The sequence below is a fragment of the Paenibacillus graminis genome (genome assembly GCF_000758705.1).
Lineage (GTDB): Bacteria > Bacillota > Bacilli > Paenibacillales > Paenibacillaceae > Paenibacillus_AQ > Paenibacillus_AQ graminis.
This window is the reverse complement of the sequence record NZ_CP009287.1, coordinates 6,136,556-6,154,514: the sequence shown is the minus strand read 5'-3', so window position 1 is coordinate 6,154,514 and position 17,959 is coordinate 6,136,556. Positions and strand designations below refer to the sequence as shown.

Sequence of the window (17,959 nt, the reverse complement as noted above, 5' to 3'; positions counted from 1 at the left end):
GTTGAAAGGCGTTGATGACCCATGGCAAATGCTCTGCTGGAAATGCGGGGAATCACCAAAGTGTATCCGAACGGCGTTGTTGCGAACAAGAATGTTGAATTTTCTTTGCGTGAAGGAGAAATTCATGCGATTGCAGGAGAGAACGGTGCCGGCAAATCCACTCTGATGAAGATTATGTTCGGGATGGAAGAGCCAAGCGACGGCGAGATCTATATCCGGGGAGACAAAGTGAAGCTGCAGTCCCCGCAGGATGCGATTGACCGCGGCATCGGCATGGTCCATCAGCATTTCATGCTGGTGCCTTCGTTTACCGTGGCGGAAAATATGGTGCTGGGCATGGAGCCGCGAAAAGGCGTAGGCTTCGATTATAGCGAAGCAGTGCGCCTGACGGAGGAGACGGCGCGCAAATACAACCTCGCGGTAAATCCCAAAGCGAAGGTGGAGGACCTGACCGTCGGCATGAAGCAGAAGGTGGAGATTCTGAAGGCGCTGGTGCGCGGCGCCCAAATCCTCATCCTCGACGAGCCGACGGCCGTGCTGACCCCGCAGGAAACGGAGGAGCTGTTCCATGAACTGCAGCAGCTTAAGGAACAGGGCCACACGATCGTATTTATCTCGCACAAGCTGAAGGAAGTCAAAGCGATCTGCGACCGAATTACCATTATGCGCGGCGGCAGAAGTGAAGGCGTCTTTCAGACCAGCGAAGTAAGCGAGCAGGAAATCTCGCGGCTGATGGTTGGCCGGGATGTGGTGCTGAAGTATGAGAAGGACAAGACCTCCCCCGGCAAGCCGGTGCTTGCGGTGGATCGGCTGGGAGTCACAGACAGTCTGGGAAAAGCGCTCTTGTCCGAGGTCAGCTTCTCGGTCTGCGAAGGACAGATTGTCGGTATCGCCGGTGTCGAGGGAAACGGGCAGACGCAGCTGATCGAGGCGCTGACCGGCGGTCTTCGCAGCGTATCCGCCAGCGGATCAGTGAGTGTAAAAGGGAAGGATATCCGTGATTCGGATATCCTGGACATCCGCGCACTGGGGGTGTCTTATATCCCCGAGGACCGGATGCGCCAGGGCTCCGCTGGAGAGGCCAGCATTGCCGACAACCTGATTTCTACACGGTATCGTTCGAAGGATATGAATAAGGGGCCTTTCCTCAATGGTTCCAAGATTGCCAATCTGGCTGCATCGCTGGTAGAAGAGTTCAAGGTGCGCTGCTCCGGCCCGCAGCAGCCGATAGGCATGCTGTCCGGGGGCAACATGCAGAAGGTGGTTGTCGCCAGGGAATGCTCTACGAATCCGCAGCTGCTCATTGCCGAGCAGCCGACCCGGGGAGTGGACATTGGCGCTGCGCAATTCATTCATCAGAAGCTGTTGGAGCTGCGCTCGGATCATTGCGCCATTGTGCTGGTATCGGCGGATTTGAATGAAATTCTGGAGCTTAGCGACAGCCTCCTTGTCATGTATGAAGGTCAAATTGTCGCCTTTTTTGATAAACCTTCTGCGGTAAGCGAGGAGGAATTGGGACTGTATATGCTGGGAATCCACCGGCAGGATAAAGAGCAGACCGGGAGGGCCGTAAACCATGTTTAAAGTCAAATACTTCGAGGCCGTCCGGACGGCGGCGGTTATCGTGATAGCGCTGATTATTGCCTTTCTGATCATCTCGCTCGTCAGCGACCAGCCGGTGAAGACAATCGGCATTTTCCTGCTGGAGCCGTTATCGACCAAGGGGCATATCGGCAACGTCATTGAGATGGCGATACCGCTGATGTTCACAGGGCTGGCCGTCTCGCTCCTGTTCCGGGCCAATATGTTCAACCTGGGGGCGGAGGGAATCTTTTATTTCTCCGGTGTCGTTGCTTCTGTACTGGCGATTCACCTCAGTCTGGGCGGATGGCTGCATCCGCTGGCGGCGATTGCCGCAGGCTCCATCGTGGGCGCTCTGCTGTCGGCAATCCCTGGCATTCTCAAAGCCAAATGGAACGCCAATGAACTGGTGACCTCGCTGATGTTCAATAATATTTTGTTTGGCGTGGGGCTGTACCTGTTGAATTACCATCTGCGGGATGCCAAAGCTTTTGCCAACGTTTCCTTTAAATTCGAGAAGACCGCGCAGCTGAGCAAGCTATTTGCAGGCACGCGGATTCATACCGGACTGATTATTGTGCTGGTGCTGATTGTGCTGGCCCATCTGTTTCTCTACCGGACCAAGTGGGGGTACGAACTGCGGATGACAGGGGCTAACCGCGAATTCGCCCGTTATTCGGGAATGAAGACGGCCAAGGTGATTATCCTGGTCCACCTGATCGCCGGTTTTATTGCCGGTATGGGCGGCTCGGTGGAAGTGCTAGGGATGTACAGCAGGTTCCAGTGGACCTCATTGCCGGGATATGGCCTGGATGGTGCACTGGTAGCGATGCTGGCCAAAAACAACCCGCTGTCCGTTATCGCCTCTGCGCTGTTTCTGGCCTATATCCGGATTGGCGCCGATCTGATGGCGCGGCTGTCCGATGTGCCGTCCGAGATGATCTCCATTATTCAAGCCGTTATTATTCTGCTGATTTCCGCTGAGCAATTCCTCAAGTTCTGGAAAAACCGGATGCTGCTGAAGGAGGCCAAGGAAGCATGAACAGTCTGCTGAACGTCATTCTGACGACGGATTTTGCCTTCTCGGTGCTGCGTGTGACGACGCCGATTCTGTTCGCTGCGCTGGGTGCGCTGATCTCGAACCGCGCGGGCATCATCAACATCGGGATGGAGGGGATCATGCTCGTCTCCGCTCTGACCGGTGTCATTGTGAGCGCCTATACGCACAGCGCCTGGGTCGGACTGCTGGGAGCGGTATTATCGGGAACGCTTATTGCGGGGATATTGGCTTTTTTCACCTTGAAATTTAAGACCCATATCATTCTCGGCGGTGTGGCGATCAATATGTTCGCATCAGGCGGTACGGTATTCATTCTGTATCTGCTTAGCGGAGATAAGGGCTCATCCACTTCCTTAGCGAGCAAGGTGCTGCCGAGTGTGCAGATTCCGCTGCTGAAGGATATTCCGGTGCTGGGCCCGATTTTGTCAGGCCATCATATTTTGACCTATCTCTCGATTCTGTCTGTGCTTGTGGTTTATTATCTGCTGAACCGCACGCCGCTTGGGCTGCGTATCCGCTCGGTAGGCGAAAATCCGCATGCGGCCCAGTCGGTCGGAGTCAGTGTGATCAAAATCCAGTATACCGCGCTCCTGCTCAGCGGGTTCTTCGCCAGCTTGGGCGGAGCCTACATGTCGATGGGCTATCTGTCACTGTTCACCCGCGATATGGTGGCCGGACGGGGCTGGATTGCGATTGCCGCCGAATCGATGGGCCGGAGCACGACAGTGGGTACGGCGTTAACCTCACTTTTATTCGGAGCAGCCGACGCCCTCTCCAATGCCCTCCAGGTATTGAAGATTCCGGCGGAGCTGATCGCTACACTTCCATATGTGGCGACAGTCATCGGTCTGATCATTTACGCCGTATCCGAAACGCGGAAGAAGAACAAGAAGCTGAAGACTACTGCTACCAAATAGTTAGATCTATCAGGGCTACCTATATATAACGAACTATATAAGTTGAACTTAAAGAATTCATAAAAGGGTAGAAGTGCGGAGGGGAAGTTAGGAACTGGAAGAGCGGCAGCGTCCGCCTAGGAGCTTTCCACAGGAAAGCTGGCTTCGTAAGCCTATGCTTTGTCTCCGGATGTTATCGCTATATGTGTACAATTCTGAAACATCTGGGGACAACAGCGGCCGGAAGTCCAAGCATTCCCCGCAGTGACGACCATCCCCCGCAATGTAAAACAAAAGTTCAACTTATATAGATACAAAGACAAGCAGTGACGATCCACCACAATTGGAGCAGCTTCAATTTCATTTTATTTTAAAGATAAACCTACAAGGGAGCGACAACGATGCCAACACCTATCATTATTGACTGCGATCCGGGGCATGATGACGCGATTGCCATTCTGCTTGCGCTGGCTCATCCGGAGCAGCTGGAGATCCGGGGGATTACCACGGTTGGCGGCAACCAGATTCTCGATAAAATAACGGATAATGCGCTCAAAGTGCTCAGCTTTGTCAATGCCGACATCCCCGTAGCCAAAGGAGCGGCAGCACCCCTGCTCGGAAAGCTGGTAACCGGAGAACAAGCGCACGGTGAATCCGGCATGGACGGCCCTGCGCTTCCGGCCAGCAGGTTCAAGCCGGTGGAACAGGGCGCGGTAGAATTCATGCTGGAGATCATCCGGTCATCGGAAGAGAAAATTACTCTGGTGCCGACGGCGCCGCTTACGAATATTGCCCTTTTAATTACAGCTTATCCCGAAGTAAAAGAAAAGATCGAGAAGATTTCGCTAATGGGCGGCGGTTTGGCTTACGGAAATGTGACTGCAACGGCAGAGTTCAATATTTATGTGGACCCCGAAGCGGCGCGTATTGTCTTTGAATCCGGGATTCCTATTGTAATGAGCGGACTGGATGTGACGGATAAAGCGGCTATTTTTGAAAAGGAAATTCTGGAGCTGAAATCCCGGGGGCCTGTGTCCGTGATGGTGGGCGAACTGCTGGATTTCTATTCGATCTATGGCAAAAAAATGGGCTATATCGGCAGCGCGCTGCATGATCCATGTGCAGTGGCCTGGCTGCTGCAGCCGGAGCTGTTTGAATCGGAGCATCTGCATGTTACGGTAGAAACGGAAGGCCGGCTGACCAGAGGAATGACGGTAGCCGACCGGAGAAAGAAGCCGGACCGTGCCGCTAATACACAGGTACTGCTCGGAGTGGACCGCGAAGCCTTCATGAAGCTGCTGTTTGATTCGCTGGACAGACTTGACCGGGAGCATGGGCTTGCGGCGGGAGAGAAATAGCGGATGGCGGGCTGGGAACGGCTTCAGGAGACGGTGCGGCTGGAGCTGCTGCAGCGTGAAGAGGAAGGCTGCCGGACCGGCAGCCTGGCAGAGAAGCTTGCTGCTGCTGGAAGTGAGGAAGGCAAGCTTATGGAAGTGTACCGGGAGTTGATGGCACTCACCGAGGCTGAAGACTTCCCTTATGAGGAGCCGTCGGATCTCGCGGCGATCCGGCGTTTGCGTCCGGATGGGCCGCGCAAGCTGGCGGTGGAGTGGACTCCCAAGCAGTGGAGGGACCGCTTCTACGGGGCCTGGCTGGGCAGAAGTGTGGGCTGTGCATTGGGCAAGCCGCTGGAGTATTGGGATTATCTATACGGTAAGGACGGACGTCCGGGCTGGGAAAATATTGAGCTGTGGTTCCGCGGGGCGGATGCCTGGCCGATTACCGGCTATACTCCGGAACATTCACGGGCGGAGGCTGAATATGGTCTGGGCTTAAGCGGCTGGTCGTTCACGAGTACCCGAGAGAAGATCAGTTATATGGAGAGTGACGACGATATCCGCTATACCGTCTTAGGCCTGATGCTGCTGGAGCAGAAGGGGCTGGACTGGGATTCATGGGATATCGGCAAGCTGTGGCACGGGCATCTGACGTATAGCCAGGTATGCACGGCGGAAACGCAGGCCTACATGAATTTTGCCCGCGAAACCTCCCACCTGCACGGCGAGAAGCCGGAAGATTGGCCGCTGCGGCAGGAGCGGGTGCGGATGCACCTCAACCCGTACCGGGAGTGGATTGGCGCAGCCATCCGCGCGGACGGGCTGGCCTACGGAGCGGCAGGCTACCCCGAGCTGGCCGCCGAGCTGGGCTGGCGGGATGCTTCCTTTTCCCATGTGAAGAACGGAATCTACGGGGAGATGTTCTATGCCGCGATGATCTCCGCCGCGTTCGCCGGGCTGGATAACGAGCGCATTGTGGAAATCGGACTGAGTGAGATTCCGCAGACAAGCAGACTGGCCCGTGATGTGCTGCAGGGGATTGCAATCGCGCAAAAGGCAGGCAGTGAACGGGAGCTTGTCAGCAGGCTGTGGGACCGGTTCAGCCATTATGATCCGGTGCATACCAATAACAATGCCGCCATTGTCGCCGCCTCCCTGGTGTACGGAGGCGATGATTTTGAGAAGGTTGTGGTGGCTTCGGTATCTGCCGGAATGGATACGGACTGCAACGGTGCTACCGTCGGCTCCATCATGGGAGCGAAGCTGGGGGCTGCACAGCTGCCGGCCGGCTGGACGGCGCCGCTGAATGACACGCTGTATGCCGACCTGCCCGGGTACCATCCGATTGCGATTTCAGAGGTCGCCGAGCGGAGCTATCAGGTGTTCCTGAAGATTCGCGCGGAGCTTGAGAACGGGAATTCGTCTCAACGGAAGTAGAAGCAGATCATAACAGCACGAAGCATCTTTAGTACAACAGAGAAGTCCGCAGCCTGATTCACGGCTGCGGACTTCTCTGTTAGTACGTTAGGATACCGGCCGAAGGCTGCTTTTGAACGGCTGTGCAGGCTGAATTCGGGGATTTAAAGAATACACCGCTGATCTTGGTCAGCAGTGTGTTTTGTACATGCTTAGGAAATTATGCTTCCCCGAGCGGATTCACTCAGAAGGCTGGAAAGCAGCCGGATTCGATCCCCTTTTTCCAACGGGTGTTTGCGAAGAAGCAGGTTAGCAGTGCTAGTTGGAAAAAGGGCACTTATTTCTCCCCAAAATCCACAATTATGAGAGTTAGGTGGAAAAAGGAAACTTAATTGGGCCATATTCCTTCGTCAGGAGCGAAATGAGCTGAATTAGTGACCCTTTTTCCACTTGGAATTGCTAAAGGTTTGAAACAGGGTTCTCCAGCAGGGTTCTCCAGGCGACGCTAACTAAAACCATAACGGCTACCTTATTCAGTCAAGGACGGCGTGCCGTTTTGTTCAAAATATAAGGATTTATATGTTTCACACCACAAATCATCCTTATATTACCCGCTGAACTGTTAACGTCCTTTTAATGGACGGCAAAGCCGGTTCTGCTTGTGTCCTGCTATAGTCCTGCTGCAGTGCTGCTAAAGCTGCGAATTAGTGTTTTTGCTGGCGGGCTGAAGTTCTGAGGAATCATTTTTACAAAGATGGCTTAGGCAATGTATGTATGGGAACAGCTTTGTGAATCATTCTGGGAAAGAAGGCTGCTCTTTTACGGACAATGCTTCCACAACCTTGATATATCATTTTCAGAAAAATGATGACACAGCCAAAAAAATACCTTATTATTTAAAGAGATTTTTAATAAAACAGTTTTTAAATAATTGTAATACACTTTGCTGCGAATCTAAGTGCTGCAGTCTGGGGAAGTCCAGGCAGTCTGGAAGGGGGGCTTCATATTCTGGCACTGAGTGGAGTAAGCAAAAGCTTCAACCTGAAAGAAGGCCGGTATTGCGCGGTTAACAATGTATCTCTCAACGTTCGTGCAGGTGCCATTCACGGGATTATCGGAGCCAGCGGCGCGGGGAAATCTACAATGCTGCGGCTGATCAATCTGCTGGAACGTCCGGACGCAGGCACCGTGACACTAGACGGCAGACTGCTGACGGGAATGCCGGAGAAGCTGCTGCGCAAGGAACGGCAGAAGATCGGTATGATCTTTCAGCAGTTCAATCTGGTGGGCAATGCCACCGTCAGCCGGAATGTGGCCATTCCGCTGGAGCTGGCCGGAGCGCCGCGCAGCGGACGGATGGAGCGGGTCCGGGAATGCCTGCAGTTTGTCGGGCTGGAGGGCAAAGCAGACCAATATCCCGCCCAGCTCAGCGGGGGACAGCGGCAGCGGGTGGCCATAGCCCGGGCACTGGCGAACAGCCCAAAGCTGCTGCTGTGCGACGAACCAACCTCCGCGCTTGACCCTGGGACAACGGCCGATATCCTTGGTGTGCTCCAGCATATTAATGATGCGCTGGGGGTAACAGTAGTCATCGTAACGCATGAGCTGGATGTTGTGCGGAAGATCTGCACCGATGTATCTGTCATGGAAGGCGGACGGATTGTCGATTCCTTTTCCCGCGGAGACGGCGGTTTTCTGGCACCGGAAGGCCATGCGGGGAGCTATCGTGAGCGGATTACAGGCAAAGCGGGGAAGGCCCATGTTTGAGAGCATGCTGAAATACCAGGATCAGATGTGGCAGGCCATCGGGGAAACTTTTGTCATGGTCGGCATTTCGATAGGCGCGGCAGTGCTGCTCGGGCTTCCGCTGGGGACTGTTTTGTATTTTTGCCGCAAGGGCCAGCTCTATGAGAACAAGACGCTGTCGCTTGTACTGAACAGCATTGTCAACGTGGTCCGGTCTTTTCCCTTCCTGCTGCTGGTGGTTGCATTGATTCCCTTCACACGCTTCCTGGTGGGTACGGCCATCGGGACTATGGCGGCTGCCGTGCCGCTGTCCATTGTCGCTATCGCTTATTACTCACGGCTGGTGGAGCAGTCCTTACTGGAGGTCCCAAAAGGTACCATTGAAGCTGCACTGTCTATGGGAGCCTCAAAGGCTGGACTGGTCTTCAAGTTTCTGTATGTGGAGGCACGTTCGGGCCTGGTGCTTGGACTGACGGCTTCGGCCATCAGCTTCATTTCCTTTTCAACAGTGATGGGTGTAGTCGGCGGGGGAGGGGTTGGCGATTTCGCCATCCGTTACGGGTATCAGCGTTTTGAGACTGAAGTCATGGTCTACGCGATTCTCGTAATGATACTGCTGGTGCAAATCATCCAGTTTGCCGGAAGCACCTTGGCAAGGCTGCTGGATAAACGCTAGTGACCGGGGAGTCTTAGGCTTATGAGCAAGAGAACAACAACAATATAAAAATGGGGGTTCACTGCACAAATGAAAAAATCGTTGAAATATACACTTATGCTGCTCGTTTTGGTCATGATTGCCGCAGGCTGCGGAAACAACAAGGAGGCCGAAAGCACACCGGAAGCTGCTGCACCGGCAGCAAACGCCACCGAACCAGTCAAAATTAAAGTAGCCTCGCTCATTCCGCCGATGACCGATATCCTTGAAATCGTGAAGCCGCTGCTCAAGGAAGACGGCGTGGACATGGATGTCGTCATTCTGTCTGATAATGTCCAGCCCAACGAGGCGCTGGCTAATAAGGAAGTGGACGCGAACTTTTTCCAGCACGTTCCTTACATGGAGCAGTTCAATGCCAGCAAGGGCTCCAAGCTGGTAGAGGTGCAGCCTGTATATGATGCGATCTACGGCGGTTATTCCAAACGTTATAAGGCAATCGCCGATCTGCCGGAAGGTGCGACGCTGGTCATGGCGAATGATCCCTCTAATATCGGACGCTCGCTGCAAATGTTCGCCAAGGCCGGACTGATTAAGCTGAAGGAAGGCGCAGGTATTCAAGCGACCCAGGCCGACATCACCGAGAACGCCAAAAAGTTCAAGTTCCAGGAAGTTGACCTGCTGATGCTGGCCCGCATGCTGGATGACGCCGACCTGGTGGCAATGACTCCGGCGTATGCCAGCCCGCTTGGGCTGACACCGAAGAAGGACGCGCTGATCACCGAAGGGAACGACTCCGAATTCACCATCAGCCTGGTAGCCCGCGAGGACAACAAGGATTCCGACGCCATCCAAAAGCTGGCGAAGCGCATCAGCGGCCCGGAAGTGAAGAAGTTCCTTGAGGACAACTATGCGGAGATTGCGCTGCCTGCGTTTTAACAGTAGTTATTAGGGAACGAGGCTAAATTGGCATACGTCAAGTAAAAAGGAAAACAAAAAGACGATACTTCATTTGGGAATAAAAAATGAAAGTCGTCTTTTTTGTTCGTAATTCATCTTCTGATTTCACAGGAGCATTATTCCAATTGTCTTAGCCGTTCGACGATGGTTGATTTGGCCAAGAATCTGTAAGCATACATGGTCACTATACACACAGTACCTGCCAGAATGGGGATAATGATAACAAACGGTTGCCACTTCATATGAAATACAGTAAATTCTATGACGGCTGAGATACTTTTAGAAATATTATAAGTTACCAATACACCTAATGTTGAAGTAATTAGGAGAGTGAGTAGAACATTGTAAAGTCCTTCATATACCAACATGAGTTTTAGCTGTTTTTTAGTCATGCCGATACTTTCCAGCACAGCAAATTCATTTCTGCGTGAGATGACCCCAGTTAGCACAGTGTTAATGTAATTGAGCACGCCGATAAGAGCAATGACTAAGCTAAGGCCATATCCTATGTTTTGAAAAATATGTATAAATCCGCGGAGTTCCGCTTTGTAATCATCTCTTGATTTTAAAGTTAGCTCATCGGTAGCATCTGTCAAAGTCTTGGCCGTTTTCTCGACAGAATCCAGTTTAGTTGGATCGGTGTCCAATGTGACGGAAACGATCTTGGCTGGATCGCTGCCTACGGGTAGTTCCTTCTGCAACTCCGAAGCGGGAAGGAAGGCGTTGAAGCCAAATAAAGAATAATGTTTTGTTGTTGCAGCATACAAAGCATCTGAATTTACCAGAGCCATCACTTCAAAACTTTTCCCCAAATCAGGAAATGATATGTTGTCTCCTGGGTGATAATAAGTGTTTTTTTTCGAATCATCGCGGAAATAGGCATTTGAGACTAAAATATATTTTCCGGAATCAAACTGCTCCTTGTTAAATTTCCCTTCGGTAATATCTTTGTTCACTAGGCTATACCATCCGGAATCTACTCCATACAGATCGATGGGGATAACTCCCCTGTTCATAGTGGAGGCGATATCAGAGTCCCCGGAAGCACCAAGGGCTAATGGAGTAAGAATTGACCGGATAGGATCATCAAATGGTTTTAATTCATATCTATAGTAAACCTTATCTGCACTCTTTACTCCGTCAATCTTACTTAGAGTGTTTGATAGTTCCTCTGAAAGTTTGTATGGATCACCGGCACGTTCTCCTGAGATACTGACCAGAACTTCATTTTGAACCATCAGATCACCGGCAATAAAAGAACCTAGATATTTATTAACATCTAAAGAAGAAATAATTGTAAAAATTGTACTGAATAAAACCACACTAAGAGAAAGTGAAGAGAGCATTAGAATCAGTTTTTTCTTATTTCTGAATACATTGGAAAATGCCATGGTAGCAAGCTTCGCTCCGTGTTTCGATTTCTTGGATTTTTTCTTACCTAAGCCGCTGACTTCCGAAAATTTGACAGCCTCTACTGGTGAAATCTGTGAGGCCATTCGGCCCGGCTTGTTGGATGCAATCCATACGGTTATATACGAGAAGATGGCTGCCCCTATGAAAATCCAAGGACTGTTGGAATAAGCAATATTCGAGGGAGCGCTTGAAAGCGAACTAATCATAGGGACAACCAAGAGACCTAGTAAAAAGCCAAGCGCCATCCCAAATGGCAGGGCAATTATATAGAGCCAGCGGGCCTGAATGGATATAAGTCTTTTCAACTGCCTAGGGGTAGTACCAATGGTCTTTAGCAATCCGTAGAATTTCACATCCCGTACGACAGAAATATAAAAGATATTGTAAATGAGCAAATAACCGCTGAGCATTGTGATCAGAATGACGACTGCAAAAGGAATGATATTCATCAGGTCTTCGAATAGACTTGCACTGGTATATGCAGGATTTACACCGTAGGGCACATTCAGTCCGGTATCCGTCAAAATTTTATTTAGTTTCTTCTCAATATTAAATGAGTTGTCAAACATTATATTCAACTGTGAGGTGTTCACATATGAGCCCTTTTCTTTGGATATCTCTGGGTTAATTTGAGAAATGTATTTTTTAGTAAATGCTTCTGAGACAAAAGCCAATCCCGACATTGCCAAGTTTTTGTCCGCTTCATAATATCCTGAGATTATGAAATCTTGTGTAATCGTCTTTTCCCCGGTATCAATGTCCAACTTCACAACTTGACCCAATTTATGCTGTGCTCCAAGCTTTTCAAGTGCCCAAGTGTTCAAGACAATTTCATTCTCTTTGATGGGTAGACCACCCTCTATAAATTGGATAAATGAATGTTTGGCATTATTTTTGTCAATACGTAGAACCTCTACACGATTGTTCTTGAATACAGGGGTGGATATTTCTCCCACAGTAAGAGAGCTTCCGTATTCTTTGATGGAAGGGTGGCTTTGTAGTTTCTTGAGTTCGGTTGAGTTTAAGTATTTAAAACTCCCATGATAATCACTACCACTGGTTTTCATCGCTGCAAGCTCTATGGATTTATTGATACTGAGGGTCATGGTTAATACGGCAGTAATCAGAAGTGTTGTAAGCACAATTGCACTGATGACAGCCAAATTACGTGATAAATTCGATTTTAGGCTTTTTTTAGCTAAAAAGGAGATTGTCTTACGATTGTTTGTGCTGAGCATTAATGGTTCACCCCGGGATTGCGGGAATTGCCGGAAACGATGATCCCATCTTCAATTCGGATGATTCTATCCGCTGTCTGGGCAATTTGCTCATTATGCGTTATCATCACAATCGTCTGGTTAAACTTCTCACTCATCTGCTTAAGAAGAATGAGAACTTCCTGACTGGTTTTGCTATCAAGGTTGCCAGTAGGCTCATCCGCCAGAATGATTGATGGTTTGGTGGCTAAAGCTCTGGCAATCGCCACCCTCTGCTGCTGACCGCCGGACAGATTGGAGGGCAGGTTGTTCAGCTTTTCCTGCAATCCCAAAGTACGTATGACCAGATCGAGATAATCTTTGTCTATTTCCCCACCGTCTAGTTCAATGGGCAATACAATATTCTCAAGCACATTCAGGATGGGCACCAGATTGTAGTTCTGGAAGACAAAGCCAACCGATCTTCGCCGGAAAATAGTCAATTTTTCATCATCCATCGTAAAGATATCATTTCCATCCACGTAAACTTTACCTTCTGTTGCTCGGTCTAGACCACCCAGCATGTGCAGAAGAGTACTTTTTCCACTTCCGCTGGTTCCGACGATGGCTACAAACTCCCCCTGCTCCACCGTCATTGAGACACCATCCAACGCCTTAACAATGGTTCCGCCTTTTCCATAATGTTTCTTTAAATTTTCTATATGTAATATATGCATATCTTTCTCTCCTCCATTAGGATCTTTTTATCCGCTCTATAAAAGTATCAAATTAATCTTACAGGGCAGTGTCTGAAATCTAACAGTTTTGACAGATTCACAGGTGGGGTAAGAAGAGCGAGAAAACAGTTCCTCTTCCAGCCTCTGAAAGTACTTTGATATGGCCACCTTGTGCGATAATGATTTCCCGTGCCAAAAACAGTCCAATACCGACTCCTTCAGCTTCACGTGCCTGTTGTCCGCGATAAAACCGCTTGAAAATATGGGGAAGTTCCTCCTTGTTGATCCCAATTCCGGTATCTGAAATATTCAGGCATGTGAACATCTCATACTTTTCAACAGTAATATGTATGCAGCCTGACGGTCTTGTGTATTTCACAGCATTCTCCAACAAGTTGAATAGCGCTTCGCTTGTCCACTTAACATCGTGACAGGCGGTGACATTAGGTCCGCAGTCAATTTGAATTTCGATATGTTTGCTTTCAGCCTGAGCATACACTTGGGAGAGTGCCTTGGTGATCGTGTGCATGACCGGCTTTGTTTCAATTTGCAGAGAAATTATTCCTGTTTCCAATCGCGATAGTTTGATCAGAGACCGGATCAGCCAATCCAGTTTATCCGATTGTGTCTTAATATGTCTCACATAATTCAGCGAATTCTCGTCCATCTCTACAACTTCTTCTAGCAATTGGGTGTAGATAATTATATTGGAAATTGGAGTTTTAGTCTGATGGGAAATATCTGAAATCAGTTCTTTTATCGTATTTTTCTCCCTTTCAATTTTTTGTTCATTTGCTTTAACCATGCTAATGTACCGCAGAAGTTTATATTCCATGGAGGACATTGCCGTCTCTTCAAAAATGCTGAGTGGTCTCTGTTCATGAATAGCTGCTTCAATTGCAGCATCCAAAGTCTGCATGTATTTCGCTAAGCGGCTATTCCATATCCTTATCCAAGCAGTACCAAGTAGTAACATGCTTACTACAAAGAAGAAAGAGGGGGTGAATATTATGAAATTGAGTCCCGTCAAATACATAATTCTAATAGTATAGGCGGAAACTAGAAGAACAAAGAGGATTGCAAATATAATGTTAACCGGATTCAGACGGGAGGGATTTTTATTTCTCTTCTTCATGGTTGGTGTCCTCCCGCCCACATATACCCCAAACCATATACTGTTTTAATATACTTTGGTGCGGTGGGTTCATCCTCAATTTTGGCCCTCAGCCGTTTGATTGCTACGCTTAGTGCATTTTCGTCGACAAACTCAGCTTCCTTAGACCAGATATTGTCGATTAACTGCTCCCTGGTTAATATAATGCCCGTGTTAGCTACTAAAATCTTCAGCAGTTTTTGCTCACTCTTACTAAGTAATAATGGACGTTCACGTTTGTAATATTCCATTTTACCAAAATTGAAGAATAAAGAATCGATTACGAACGTGTCTTCGCTAAAAGGATCTGTTCTTTTCAGAACGGCTATTACCCTGGCCCGTAGAACCATTAAGCTAAAAGGTTTAGTGATATAATCATCTGCTCCCAGTTGGAAACCTGTTACAATGTCAGACTCCATATCGTTTGCGGTCAGAAAAATAACAGGTACTCGTGAATTTTTTCTAACTTGTTCACAATAATCAAGTCCACTTCCATCTGGCAGGTTGATATCCAGAATAATAAGATCAATTTTATGATTAGCCATAATCTGCTTTGCTGTGCCCAGATCCCAAGCTTGTTTAATTGTGAAATTATTCTGTGCAAGGGTAAGGGCAATCCCTTTATTAAGGCTGTGGTCATCTTCAATGATAAGTATGCTTTTCATGTAATGCCTCCTCACTTTGATGGAATAATTATACTCTTCAAACATTTATTTTAAAGAAAATTCTAGTGTGAAATTAATTCCATTAAATATATATATCGAAGATTATTTAATATATCAACAAAAAATGTAAATGTAAACGATTTATTTTACATAAAAAAGTATTTATTTGGATTATTATGGGTGATGAAAGAAGGATGCAATATATTCCCGTTGTTATAATGTCATATGTGTCAGTTCCTTTAAGAGAGAATCAACGTATATATTTTTTTCTGTTTCCTAGTTCTAAGGGTTTATTCAAGCTTCAAAACATCTGTAAAGGAGTGAGGAATTTTGGAAAGACAAGAAAAAATAAGCTTTTCCCCAAATGCAAAATTTCTATTTAATGGTGAATTTTCTATTATTTTTAACAGGTTAAATCGCAAATGGATAAAGGTTCCGAGAGTATGTCAAGAAACGCTGGAAGAATGTAATCAACATAAATATAGTTTTGGTACGTTAATGGATGCGATGGCCGATGATGAAGATCGTAGCTATATGTCAGAAGTGGTTCAATCTTTAGTTGATATGGAAGTATTGGGTTTTCAGATGCCACGTCAGCGGCTGCATGATGTTAGCTTTGCAATTTCAAATCGATGTAACCTGCATTGTAAGCATTGTATGGTCAATGTTGATACTTGCTCTTCAAAAGAAAATTTCACAACAGAGGAAATTATCTCTGCTCTGGATAAGATCATCGCTGCAAATCCAGAAGGTATAACAATTACGGGCGGTGAAGCACTAGTCAGAACGGATTTCAAAGAAATAATCACATATTTAAGAGGTAATTACGCCGGTCATGTTTCTTTAATGACCAATGGAACATTAATAAATGAAAAAAATATTAAATATATCCTCCCTTCAGTAAATAGTATAGATATTAGCTTAGACGGGGTTAACGAAGAAACTTGTTCAATAGTTAGAGGAAAAGGTGTTTTTAAAAAAGTTGTATCTGCTATAAATCTTCTAAAAGAAAATAAGTTTGATCAAATAACGACATCAATGATAGTAAGCGCTAATAATCAAAATTATGTAGATGATTTTTTTGAACTCAATGAAAGACTCGGCTGTAAGGGGATTCTAAGAGCACTGAGTTTTGTTGGACAAGCTGAAAAAAACAAAAGGCTGCTTACAACTTCATTCTCTGAACAACAAGAAGAGGTTGTACCCTTGGCGTATAAGAATGAAAAAGGAAATCGGAATTTCTACACTTGTTCTTGTGCTGCAGGTTGTAAAACACTGACAATTGAAAGTGATGGAAGTATATTTCCGTGCAATTTATTCATTGAACCTGAACACAGACTTGGAAACATTATGGGAATAGAGTCTTTGGAAGAATGTTTGGTATTAGATAATAAGGATTTTTTGAGCAAGAGCCTTCTAAAATACGAGCCTGATAACATGGAAAAGTGTAAAACCTGTAACGTTAACTATTTTTGTTGGAGTTGTATTCATCAGATGGTGGATTTTGAGTCCCAAGAAGATTTTGACCAACGGTGTGCGGGCATGAAGCGCTATTTACAGTCGGTATGGGCATAGGAGTGAAAGATTTAGAGGAGGTGATCTAAATGAATGTGACCATTTTTTTTACAAGAGATTGTAACTTGAGATGTAGTTATTGTTATGAGGGGGAAAAAAATACAAGTGAGATTTCCCATGAGACACTTGATAGAATCAGTTGCTTTGTGTCAGAGCATATGAGAAAAGTGGGGGATCATGACCTAACCATAGTGACTCACGGAGGAGAACCATTATTGGTTCACACCAAAATCCAATCATTTATAAAACAAATCAAAGAAAAAATCCCTCAGACAAAGTTCTCTATCACCACCAATGGGACGATAATGAACGATAGTATTTTAGAGCTCCTATCGGAAGAGTACGATAATATTTCTATCAGTATTGATGGTACAAAAGAGGCACATGATAAAAATAGAGTCTATAAAAACCAGCTTGGATCATTTGAATTAGTCAAAAAGAATGCATTGAGGTTGTTAGACAAAAGACCGGATACAGTCGCAAGAATGACTGTGAACAGTTCAAATGTTTCAGACTTGTATCAAGGAGTAATGGAACTTATTGAAATGGGGTTCACCAATATAATGCCAACTCCTGATGAATTTGATTCAAAATGGAATGAACAATCACTTGAAATATTTTTGACTCAGTGTAAACGCATAACTGCTTATTTATATAGTAATAAAGATTTACACAGTATGCCCGATGTTGGATTTATAAATGATGCTCCAATGAAGACTAGAAATTCTGTTTGTGATGGCGGCATAGAGACTTTAACGATTGACGTCAATGGAGATATTTATCCATGCATCATTGTAAATGGAATAAAGGAATTTTGTATTGGCAGCGTATTAGATGGAATTGATGAGAAAAAATTGAAAATGATACATGCTGAAGATCATCAAGAAATTGAAGAGTGTATCGGTTGTGAAAGATATCATTACTGTACTACAACCAGATGTAAAATTATTAATAAGGTAAAAACAGGAGATTTTAATTTACCTTCTGGGACTCAGTGTTGTATAGAGCATATATTTGTCCAATCAGCATTATATTCTGAAGAGGTAATAAAAGCTTTTTAAAATGTTAGTAGAGTAAATCCCACGTAAACTATTTAAAATTGAGAGGAGGATTATCATCGATGAAAGTTAATAAAATTCTAAACAAAATTTCGATTTCTTCAAATGTAGAAGCACAAGGGGCAGGATGCAAGGAAGATTGTGATGTAAAAGTTTGGGCTGGAAAAACAGCATCTGAAGGTAATGCAGGGGGTTGTTGGTCTACAATCCAACCAACCCCTCGTTGGAATCCGTGGCACTGATGATTTAAAACAATAAACTTAATAGGAAGGAGAATTCTAAAAATGCTAACTGTACAAAAAATTAAGAATCCAATTAAAATCAATCAGTTAAATGTTCAAGGGCAAGGTTGTGACGATGATTGCACCGAACATAATAAATTGGTCGGCAAAACCGATGCGAACACATCAGGATGTGTGATTTATGACACTATTTATACCCCAAAGGGTAATTGGTTTCGTTAAATTGTACTAATTCTTTTGATTAACACGTGGGATTTATTTTATTATATAAA

At 46.6% G+C, this 17,959-nt stretch carries 16 protein-coding genes; 12 read left to right on the top strand and 4 right to left on the bottom strand.

The annotated features are described in order from the left end of the window. Positions 1–21 precede the first annotated feature (21 nt). The 8 genes from PGRAT_RS26545 to PGRAT_RS26510 all read left to right on the top strand — a co-directional run bounded on the left by PGRAT_RS26545 (position 22) and on the right by PGRAT_RS26510 (position 9,627). A complete protein-coding gene (locus tag PGRAT_RS26545) occupies positions 22–1,584 on the top strand; it encodes an ABC transporter ATP-binding protein (protein WP_025708522.1) in 1,563 nt (520 codons plus the stop codon). After that, a complete protein-coding gene (locus tag PGRAT_RS26540; protein ID WP_025708521.1) occupies positions 1,577–2,623 on the top strand; it encodes an ABC transporter permease in 1,047 nt (348 codons plus the stop codon). The genes PGRAT_RS26545 and PGRAT_RS26540 overlap by 8 nt, the downstream gene beginning before the upstream one ends. Beyond that, the gene (locus tag PGRAT_RS26535) at positions 2,620–3,558 is read left to right on the top strand and encodes an ABC transporter permease (RefSeq protein ID WP_025708520.1); all 939 of its coding nucleotides are present in this window, start codon (positions 2,620–2,622) and stop codon (positions 3,556–3,558) included. Before PGRAT_RS26540 ends, PGRAT_RS26535 begins: the two co-directional genes overlap by 4 nt. Before the next feature lie 380 nt (positions 3,559–3,938). Then, on the top strand, positions 3,939–4,895 hold the full coding sequence (locus tag PGRAT_RS26530) for a nucleoside hydrolase (protein ID WP_025708519.1): 957 nt from the start codon (positions 3,939–3,941) through the stop codon (positions 4,893–4,895). Between the two features lie 3 nt (positions 4,896–4,898). Next, positions 4,899–6,311 (top strand): ADP-ribosylglycohydrolase family protein, encoded by a 1,413-nt coding sequence (locus PGRAT_RS26525; protein ID WP_042267472.1) that lies wholly within the window; start codon positions 4,899–4,901, stop codon positions 6,309–6,311. 984 nt (positions 6,312–7,295) lie between these two features. Then, positions 7,296–8,057, top strand: a complete 762-nt coding sequence (locus PGRAT_RS26520) for a methionine ABC transporter ATP-binding protein (RefSeq protein ID WP_025707794.1) — start codon at positions 7,296–7,298, stop codon at positions 8,055–8,057. Further along, on the top strand, positions 8,050–8,712 hold the full coding sequence (locus PGRAT_RS26515) for a methionine ABC transporter permease (protein ID WP_042267470.1): 663 nt from the start codon (positions 8,050–8,052) through the stop codon (positions 8,710–8,712). The genes PGRAT_RS26520 and PGRAT_RS26515 overlap by 8 nt, the downstream gene beginning before the upstream one ends. 69 nt (positions 8,713–8,781) lie before the next feature. Next, positions 8,782–9,627, top strand: coding sequence for a MetQ/NlpA family ABC transporter substrate-binding protein (locus tag PGRAT_RS26510; protein ID WP_025706109.1), 846 nt, complete (start codon positions 8,782–8,784; stop codon positions 9,625–9,627). A gap of 137 nt (positions 9,628–9,764) precedes the next feature. Here PGRAT_RS26510 and PGRAT_RS26505 read toward each other — a convergent pair whose 3' ends face one another. From PGRAT_RS26505 to PGRAT_RS26490, 4 genes are all read right to left on the bottom strand, one after another. Then, positions 9,765–12,299, bottom strand: a complete 2,535-nt coding sequence (locus PGRAT_RS26505) for an ABC transporter permease (protein ID WP_025706108.1) — start codon at positions 12,297–12,299, stop codon at positions 9,765–9,767. Further along, positions 12,299–12,994, bottom strand: a complete 696-nt coding sequence (locus tag PGRAT_RS26500) for an ABC transporter ATP-binding protein (RefSeq protein ID WP_025706107.1) — start codon at positions 12,992–12,994, stop codon at positions 12,299–12,301. Before PGRAT_RS26500 ends, PGRAT_RS26505 begins: the two co-directional genes overlap by 1 nt. A gap of 97 nt (positions 12,995–13,091) precedes the next feature. After that, positions 13,092–14,129 carry a sensor histidine kinase gene (locus PGRAT_RS26495; protein ID WP_025706106.1) on the bottom strand — a complete coding sequence of 346 codons (1,038 nt, stop codon included), beginning with the start codon at positions 14,127–14,129 and terminating at the stop codon, positions 13,092–13,094. Next, positions 14,126–14,812, bottom strand: a complete 687-nt coding sequence (locus tag PGRAT_RS26490) for a response regulator transcription factor (protein WP_025706105.1) — start codon at positions 14,810–14,812, stop codon at positions 14,126–14,128. Before PGRAT_RS26490 ends, PGRAT_RS26495 begins: the two co-directional genes overlap by 4 nt. Positions 14,813–15,142: 330 nt before the next feature. Between PGRAT_RS26490 and PGRAT_RS26485 the strand changes: the two genes are divergently transcribed. The 4 genes from PGRAT_RS26485 to PGRAT_RS26475 are packed head-to-tail and all read left to right on the top strand — an operon-like array spanning position 15,143 to position 17,909. After that, a complete protein-coding gene (locus PGRAT_RS26485; protein WP_025706104.1) occupies positions 15,143–16,387 on the top strand; it encodes a radical SAM/SPASM domain-containing protein in 1,245 nt (414 codons plus the stop codon). Positions 16,388–16,416: 29 nt separating this feature from the next. After that, positions 16,417–17,448: a radical SAM/SPASM domain-containing protein gene (locus PGRAT_RS26480; RefSeq protein WP_025706103.1), complete on the top strand. Its 1,032-nt coding sequence runs from the start codon at positions 16,417–16,419 to the stop codon at positions 17,446–17,448. Positions 17,449–17,507: 59 nt separating this feature from the next. Next, positions 17,508–17,687 (top strand): hypothetical protein, encoded by a 180-nt coding sequence (locus tag PGRAT_RS32740; protein WP_081758855.1) that lies wholly within the window; start codon positions 17,508–17,510, stop codon positions 17,685–17,687. A 42-nt stretch (positions 17,688–17,729) separates the two neighbouring features. Then, complete coding sequence (locus tag PGRAT_RS26475) at positions 17,730–17,909, top strand: hypothetical protein (RefSeq protein ID WP_025706102.1); 180 nt, start codon at positions 17,730–17,732, stop codon at positions 17,907–17,909. Positions 17,910–17,959: the final 50 nt, after the last annotated feature.